4 protein-coding genes and 1 pseudogene are annotated in these 8929 nt (G+C 35.4%); 2 read left to right on the top strand and 3 right to left on the bottom strand.

Features of this window, described 5'->3' with window-relative positions:
* A partial coding sequence (locus H593_RS0105315; RefSeq protein WP_028871485.1) for a transposase occupies positions 1–281 on the bottom strand: 281 nt, incomplete at its 3' end.
* Between the two features lie 40 nt (positions 282–321).
* Here H593_RS0105315 and H593_RS20425 point away from each other — a divergent pair.
* Together H593_RS20425 and H593_RS0105305 are read left to right on the top strand one after the other, a co-directional pair.
* A pseudogene (locus tag H593_RS20425) lies at positions 322–561 on the top strand (threonine dehydratase); the annotation flags it as partial.
* A 59-nt stretch (positions 562–620) separates the two neighbouring features.
* Complete coding sequence (locus tag H593_RS0105305; RefSeq protein WP_028871484.1) at positions 621–2198, top strand: NADP-dependent glyceraldehyde-3-phosphate dehydrogenase; 1578 nt, start codon at positions 621–623, stop codon at positions 2196–2198.
* A gap of 340 nt (positions 2199–2538) precedes the next feature.
* On the opposite strand, the gene H593_RS0105300 is transcribed toward H593_RS0105305, so the two are convergent.
* Entirely contained in the window at positions 2539–4005 is a 1467-nt protein-coding gene (locus tag H593_RS0105300) for a glutamate synthase subunit beta (RefSeq protein ID WP_028871483.1), read from the bottom strand.
* A gap of 3 nt (positions 4006–4008) precedes the next feature.
* Complete coding sequence (gltB, locus tag H593_RS0105295) at positions 4009–8508, bottom strand: glutamate synthase large subunit (RefSeq protein WP_037051548.1); 4500 nt, start codon at positions 8506–8508, stop codon at positions 4009–4011.
* Positions 8509–8929: the final 421 nt, after the last annotated feature.

The raw sequence follows: 8929 nt of genomic DNA, 5'->3' as shown, positions 1-8929 counted from the left end.
ATAGCATCGAGATCCTTTTTAAGGAGTAGTTTTTTAAGCTGTTCAATCTCTTTTTGAAGTGCCTTAATTCTAGATATTTCGTCTTTAGTTTCCACTTTTACTCTGGTGTTCATTAAGTCTTTACGATTGTACTTTTTAATCCACACATTAACTGTTGTGGGTGCAATAGAGTAGAGTTTACAAAGCTCGCTCTTTGTGTGTTTTCCGATTGTAAGTTCGGCTAAGATTTTTAATTTAAAAGGTTCGCTGTAACGTCTAATTACTTTGTCATTTCTATACATAATGTTTAAAATTATGTAGCCTTATTTCAGGACGGGTCATAAGTTTCCCCAACGCGCAGGTGCTTTAAGAGAATTTGTTGCAGAAATCTTAGGTCCAACAGATGATATTACACATTTTGAATACACAAAAAAAGCAAACCGTGAAAACGATGTTGCAGTCGTCGGTTTAGAGTTAAAATCACCTAATGATTTAGAACCTTTAATCACCAAAATGAAACTTCATAATTTCTATGGAGATTATTTAAATAATAAGCCTGATTTGTTTCAGTTTCTAGTTTAAAAAAACACTGTGAAAATTCCAAAAACCAGATTTATTTCAGACCTTAGTCTAAAAAGATTATGAAGATTCCAAAGCAATACCAAATTAATGAAATAGTCACTCAAAACACGTATTTAGTAGGAGGGGAATTAATCCCTTGGACTGGTGCCAGATCCAAAGTATATTCTTCAATCTCTTCTACTGAAGAGTACCAACCCACATTACTAGGCAGTATTCCAAATTTAGGAGAAAAAGAAGCTATAGAAGCGCTTGACGCAGCAGTTTTAGCTTATGATAAAGGTAAAGGTTTGTGGCCAACGATGAAGGTTATAGATCGTATTGCATGTATGGAAAAGTTTGTAAAGCAAATGAAAACCAAACGCGAAGAAGTTGTTAAATTGTTAATGTGGGAAATTGGGAAAAATTTACCAGATTCAGAAAAAGAGTTCGATAGAACAGTAGACTATATTTACGATACTATTGAAGACTACAAACAAATGGATCGTGATAGTGCTAAATTTGAAAAAAATGCGGGCGTTAACGCTCATATTAGAAGAGGACCACTTGGTGTCGTGTTATGTTTAGGACCTTATAATTATCCACTAAACGAAACTTTTGCGCTTTTAATTCCAGCACTAATTATGGGAAATACTTCCGTCTTTAAACCTGCAAAGCTGGGTGTTTTATTATTATCCCCTTTATTAGAAGCCTTTCAAAACAGTTTTCCAAAAGGTGTTGTGAATATCATCTATGGCAGAGGGAGAACAGTGGCTACTCCAATTATGAAAGATGGTAGAGTTGACGTCCTAGCTTTAATTGGTCACAGTAAATCTGCTAATGCCTTACAAAACGAACATCCAAAAAGTAACCGTCTTCGCATGGTTTTAGGCCTAGAAGCGAAAAATCCAGCAATTGTATTAAAAGATGCCGATTTAGATTTAGCCATAAGTGAATGTATTGCCGGGGCAACGTCTTTTAATGGCCAGCGCTGTACTGCTTTAAAAGTACTATACGTGCACAAAGATATTGTTAATGAGTTTAATATCCGTTTTTCAGAACAGGTAGATGCTTTAAAATTTGGAAACCCTTGGGATGACGGCGCAAAACTAACACCTTTACCAGAACCAGATAAACCAGCATATATCCAAGAGTTAATTGATGATGCTACTAGAAAAGGCGCAAAAATAATCAATAAAAAAGGAGGAGAAACGACTGATAATTATATTTTCCCAGCCGTTTTGTATCCTGTAACAAAAGATATGCGAGTGTATGAGGAAGAACAATTTGGACCTGTAATTCCTGTGATCCCATTTTCAGATATAGAGGAGCCATTAGACGATATGGCGGAATCAAATTACGGACAACAAGTAAGTTTGTTTGGTAAAGATGTAAAAACATTAGCTCCTTTAATCGATACTCTAGTAAATTTAGTTTGCCGAGTAAACTTAAACAGCTCTTGCCAACGTGGACCAGATGTCTATCCGTTTACAGGCCGAAAAGATTCTGCTGTTGCGACTTTGAGTGTACACGATGCATTACGTGCATTTTCAATTAGAACCTTTGTTGCTTCAAAAGACAATGCTTATAATAATGCCATTTTAAAGGATTTATTAAACTCTAGAGCGTCAAATTTTATGAGTACAGATTACATCATCTAAGACTAATTTTAAAACGAGATCTAATCAAATTGGATCTCGTTATTTAAGGAAACATATTTTGAATGAAAATAGCCGCAATAGGAGTGGGCAATTTAGGTTTATCAATCGCAAAAGGATTACTGCCCAATGACACTTCAAGCTCTTTGTCTTCAACGAAACAAAATGTTGAAGCTTATCGAAAGGTCTTAATAATACACGCTTTTTAACCGCACTCATACTACCAATTTCTTTTTTGGGTTTAATAATCTAATGCTAATATTTCTCGTTTAAAAGATTTCTGCATTACCCATCGATTCTTATTTTACAATTATCTAATCTTGAATCTTCGATTTCGCACGCATTAAGCTCTAGGTAAATCACTGTCATCTTTTAAAGGCAAATGGGATTCTCCCATTAAATACCTATCTACGTGATATGCAGCCTGACGACCCTCGGAAATTGCCCAAACAATCAACGACTGTCCACGACGCATATCTCCAGCAGCAAATATTCCAGAAACATTAGTTGTGTAATCTTTTGTTGATGCTTCAATATTGGTTCTAAAATCCATCTCTAAACCAAATTGATCAGCAAGTGTTTTTTCTGCTCCTGTAAATCCCAGAGCTAATAAAGCTAAATCACATTCCCATTCTTTTTCTGTCCCTTCAACTTCTATTAATTGAGGTCGTTCGCCTTGTTTAAAAACCCATTCCACTTCAACAGTCTTTAACCCTCTCAAGTTTCCTTTTTTATCTCCAATAAATTCTTTAGTTGATACACTGAAGAAACGCTCTACCCCTTCTTTATGAGACGATGTTATTTTCAGTTTCATAGGCCAATATGGCCAAGGTTGGTGAGCTGGACGACCTTCAGACGGCTTACTTAAGATCTCAAAATTAGTCACTGATTTTGCACCGTGACGATTGGAAGTCCCAATACAATCACTACCTGTATCTCCTCCTCCAATAACAATAACGTTTTTGTTTTCTGCGGAAATCACTGCTCCAAAATCAACTAAACCATCAACATATTGATTATTTAGTTTTAAGAAATCCATCGCTTGAGTTACACCCTTTAAATTTGCTCCAGGAATTGGAATGCTTCGTCTAACGGTAGCTCCTCCACACAAAACAATAGCATCAAACTCATCTTTTAAATGATTAGCATCTATATTCTCTCCAACATGAGCATTGGTCTTAAAAACAATACCTTCTTCTTCTAAAACTGTTATCCGTCTATCGATAACAGTTTTTTCCATTTTAAAATCTGGAATTCCGTAACGTAATAAACCACCAACTTTTTTATCGCGTTCAAAAACAGCAACGGTATGTCCTGCACGATTTAATTGTTGTGCAGCAGCTAATCCAGCAGGTCCAGACCCAATGACTGCAACCGTTTTTTTAGTTCTTACTTTTGGTGGATTCGCAACGATCCATCCTTCATTAAAAGCGGTTTCAACAATATTTTTTTCAATATTTTCAATCGTTACAGGATCTTCATTAATTCCCAATACGCAAGCTTCTTCGCAAGGTGCTGGGCATAAACGACCAGTAAATTCTGGGAAATTATTAGTTTTATGTAAAATTTCAGCAGCTTCCTTCCATTTACCTTTATAGACTTTATCATTAAAATCTGGAATAAAATTCCCAAGCGGACAACCACTATGGCAAAACGGAATTCCACAATCCATGCAACGTGCACCTTGATCTTTTAATTTTTCTTCTTCCAACGGAATCGTAAATTCCTTGTAATTATCGATACGTTTTTCAGGAACTATATAACTTTCGTCTTGACGCTTATACTCTAAAAACCCTGTTGTCTTTCCCATAATCTAAGCTAATTCTAATTGTTCTTGTTTTAATCTCACTAAGGCTTGTCTGTATTCCTCTGGTAGCACTTTTTTAAACTTCGGAAGGTAGTTTTCCCAATCTTCTAAAATACGATTTGCTAACGGACTCGATGTTGCCACAACATGGTTACTGATTAATTGTCTTAGTTGCTCTATATCGTCTTTGAATATAATTGGATCGATATTTAGATCGTCTGAATTACAATTTTGTTTGAACTGGTCTTTTTCATCTAGCACATAGGCAATTCCGCCACTCATTCCTGCTCCAAAATTTCGTCCTACGGCACCAAGAATAACTGCAATTCCGCCAGTCATGTATTCGCAACCATGATCTCCAATACCCTCAACTACTGCTTTTGCTCCAGAATTTCTAACACAAAATCGTTCTCCGGCTTTTCCGTTTATGTAAACCTCTCCTGACGTTGCTCCATATAGGGTGACGTTTCCTGTGATGATATTATCTTCTGGAATAATGGTGCATTTTTCTGGTACTTTGATGATTAATTTTGCTCCAGACAACCCTTTTCCGAGGTAATCATTAGTGTTTCCATGCACTGTAAATGTTAATCCTTTGGTTGCAAATGCTCCAAAACTTTGTCCTGCAGAACCATTAAAATCAATATTAATAGTGTCATCGGGCAAACCATCAGCTCCATAAATTTTAGAGATTTCGTTACTTATAATGGCACCAACTGCTCTATCTATATTGGTGATAGGCATTTCCAAATGTGTTTTTTGTCTTCTAAATAATGCTTGATGCGCTTGTTTAATAATTTTGAAATCTAAATGCACACTCAAGTTGTGGTCTTGACAATAGGTATTATATAATTTAACATCGTCAGCAACTTTTACTTTATGTAAAATTGGCGTTAAGTCGATACCAGACGACTTATAATGATCAATCGCTTTATTTCTATTTAATTTTTGAGATTGCCCTACCATATCATTGATTGTTCTAAACCCAAGTTTAGCCATAATCTCACGTACTTCTTGAGCTACAAAATACATGTAGTTAACGACGTGCTCTGGCTTGCCTTTAAACTTCTTACGCAACTCAGGATTCTGGGTGGCAATACCAACTGGACACGTATTTAAATGACACACACGCATCATAATGCAACCTGAAGCGACTAGAGGCGCTGTTGCAAAACCAAACTCTTCAGCACCTAACAAGCATGCAATCGCAACATCTCGACCCGTTTTTAACTGTCCGTCACATTCTAAAACGATTCGATTTCTCAAATCGTTCATCACCAATGTTTGTTGCGCTTCAGCAATCCCTAACTCCCAAGGTAAACCACAATGTTTTTGAGAAGTTAAAGGTGTTGCTCCAGTTCCACCGTCGAAACCAGCAATTAAAATAACATCTGCTTTTGCTTTGGCAACTCCTGCAGCGACCGTTCCTACGCCAATTTCTGAAACTAATTTCACATTGATTCGTGCTGATCTATTTGCCGATTTTACATCGTAAATTAATTGCGACAAATCTTCAATTGAATAAATATCATGGTGTGGTGGTGGTGAAATTAACCCAACATAAGGTGTCGAATTTCGTGTTTTTGCAATTTCTTTATTCACTTTTGGCCCAGGTAATTGTCCGCCTTCACCAGGCTTCGCACCTTGAGCAATTTTTATCTGAATTTCGCTCGCACTTGTTAAGTAATTGGATGTAACTCCAAAACGACCCGAAGCCACTTGCTTAATTGCCGAGTTTTTCCAATCACCTTGCGAACTCTTATAAAAACGTTCTTGATCTTCTCCGCCTTCGCCAGAATTAGATTTACCTCCAATTCTATTCATGGCAATTGCCAAATTTTCGTGCGCTTCTTTACTAATTGAACCATAAGACATAGCTCCAGTTTTAAAGCGTTTTACGATCTCTGTCCAAGGCTCTACATCATCTAAAGGAATAGGATCGAATTGATCGAATTCAAATAAACCTCTAATCGTCATTAAGTGCTCAGATTGATTATTTACCAAATCAGAATACTCCTTAAAAGTAGAGGCCTTGTTGGTTCTTACAGATTCTTGAAGTTTGGCAACCGTTAACGGATTAAACATGTGTTTTTCTTGACCACGTCTCCACCTGTATTCACCCCCTATTTCTATGTCTGCATCTGTATCATTGGGCTGAAATGCTCTTTTATGACGCTTTACAATTTCTTGCTCAATTTCTCTAAGACCAATACCCTGAATACGGGTTGGTGTATTTGGAAAGTATTTTTCAACTGTCTTTGTATTGATTCCAATGCACTCAAAAAGCTGTGAACCACGATAAGAGTTTAACGTTGAAATCCCAATTTTATTCATCACTTTCAAGATGCCTTTACCTACTGCTTTATTGTAATTTTTAATGGCATCGAGGTATTCTAAATCTGTGACATCTGAATTATTTATCTGTTCCTGAACAATTTCATTTACGATATACGGGTTTACGGCACTCGCTCCAAAACCAAATAATAAAGCAAAATGATGCACTTCACGAGGCTCTGCAGATTCTATAATTAAACTAACTCTCGAACGTTTTTCTAGGTTGTGTAAAGCATGATTTACATATGAGCAAGCGAGTAATGCTGGAATTGGAGCATGGTTTTCATCAACATATCTATCTGAAAGGATTATAATATTTGCACCATCATCAATAGCTTTTGAAGCTTTGGTAACTAAATTTTCAAGAGCGACTTCCAATTCATTTAAACCTCGATTTACTTCATATAACATAGAAATAGATGCGATTTTAAAATCAGGATTGGTATCATAATCTCTAATCTTATCCAAATCATGTTTTGAAATGACAGGGTTCTGGATTTTTAACTTTTTACAATGGTCTGCGTTAACATCAAATAGATTAACATCGCTGCCTAAAGTTAAACTGATATCTGTAATTAATTCCTCACGAATACCATCCAAAGGCGGATTAGTAACTTGAGCAAACAATTGTTTGAAATAATTGTAAATGAGTTGTGGACGCTCAGATAAAATAGCAATTGGTGTATCGCTTCCCATAGAACCAATAGGCTCTTTACCCAATTGAGCCATCGGACGAATAATAGTATTTAAATCTTCTTGCGTATATCCAAAAACTATTTCACGCTTTTTTAATTCAATTTCGTTATATTTAATTGGTCCTTTTTTGGCTTTAAGATCACGTAAATGCACCAGGTTTTCATCTAACCACTTTCTATAAGGATGTCTTGATGCAATCTCTTCTTTTATTTCTTCATCATTTACAATTCTACCCTCATTCATATCCACTAAAAACATTTTCCCTGGCTCTAAACGACCGTGATATTCAACGTTTTCTGGTTTGATGTCGACAACTCCTGTTTCCGAAGACATAATAACATTCCCTAATTTTGTCACTGTGTAACGCGAAGGGCGCAATCCGTTTCTATCCAAAACTGCACCAATAAAATCACCATCTGTAAACGGAATAGAAGCTGGTCCATCCCAAGGCTCCATTAGGCAAGAATTGTATTCATAAAATGCTTTTTTAGCATCAGACATGTTTGGGTTTTTTTCCCAAGCCTCTGGGACGAGCATCATCATTGCTTCAGGTAGCGAACGACCTGTCATTAATAATAATTCAACCACCATATCTAAGGTCGCAGAATCTGATTTTCCTTTTAAAATCGTTGGGATTATCTTTTTAATATCATCTCCAAACAACGGGCTTTCCATGATTTCTTCACGTGAAAACATACGTGACACATTTCCTCTTAGCGTATTAATCTCTCCGTTATGACATATATATCTAAACGGTTGTGCTAAATCCCAAGTTGGAAAAGTATTCGTAGAAAAACGTTGGTGCACTAAAGCTAATCTTGTATCTAAAGCCGAATTAAACAAATCAAGATAATACTCATTAATATGCTCTGGCTTTAGTAAACCTTTAAAGATTATAATTTTAGTGGATAAACTGGGTAGATAAAAGAAATGTGCTTCAGATAACTTGGAATCATATATAGCATGTTCTGCAATTTTACGGGCTGCAAATAATTTTAAGTTAAAATCTCTGTCTGTTTGTTTATCGTCAGTCTTTCCAATAAAAATTTGTTTCACAAAAGGCTCTGTCACTTTAGCAATATCTCCTAAAATCTCACTATTAACAGGTACATCTCTCCAGCCAATTAATTTAAGATTTTGTTTTTTAATTTCAGCTTCAAAAATATCAATACAATATTGACGTTGATTCTCCTTTTTAGGAAGAAACACATTACTAACTGCATATTTTCCAGCTTCAGGCAAATCGAACTCACAAAATATCTTAAAGAACTTGTGCGGAATATCAATTAAAATACCTGCACCATCACCAGTTACACCATCTGAACTTACAGCCCCACGATGCTCTAATTTTACTAATATTTCGAGCGCTTTATGAATGATATCATTGGAGCGTTTACCCGTTAAACTACATATAAATCCAGCACCACAATTATCGTGTTCAAATTCTGGTAAATACAACCCTTGTTTCTTCAGCATAATTCAGAAAATTTAAAGGTTTTTCAGACCTCACTATATCTGTAATATAGATGCTATAGTTTGATTTAAGAAAAGTCGGAAACACTTTTCAAGAATTCACAAAATGACTCTATTTAATTACACTATATATAATGAACATGTTACCTCACTGTTAAATCAATAATGAAAATAAATCAGTATAAATCACTTTTTTTTACGAAAAGGTTTGCGTAGGACTCTCATCTTTAAACATTATTCAAATATTTAGTGTTTATCCTCTGCTTTTTTACGAAAGCCAATTATCAATTTAACAAAAAAAAATATTAAAATAATTTAACCCCTAATTTTTATGGGTTAAAAATTACAAATTGATAAAAATATGTAAATGACCCCTATTTTTTATATAGCAATACGTCTTTTTATATAGATTTGATTCAAATAA

Origin of the sequence: Psychroserpens burtonensis DSM 12212, assembly GCF_000425305.1 — a bacterium.
Taxonomy (GTDB): Bacteria; Bacteroidota; Bacteroidia; order Flavobacteriales; family Flavobacteriaceae; genus Psychroserpens; species Psychroserpens burtonensis.
The sequence above is the reverse complement of the archived record's forward strand: the minus strand, read 5'-3'. Positions and strand labels throughout refer to the sequence as shown.

Coding starts and splice junctions, on each gene's coding strand:
- H593_RS0105305 (WP_028871484.1), top strand. CDS start 621: ATGAAGATTCCAAAGCAATACCAAATTAATGAAATAGTCACTCAAAAC.
- H593_RS0105300 (WP_028871483.1), bottom strand. CDS start 4,005: ATGGGAAAGACAACAGGGTTTTTAGAGTATAAGCGTCAAGACGAAAGT.
- gltB (WP_037051548.1), bottom strand. CDS start 8,508: ATGCTGAAGAAACAAGGGTTGTATTTACCAGAATTTGAACACGATAAT.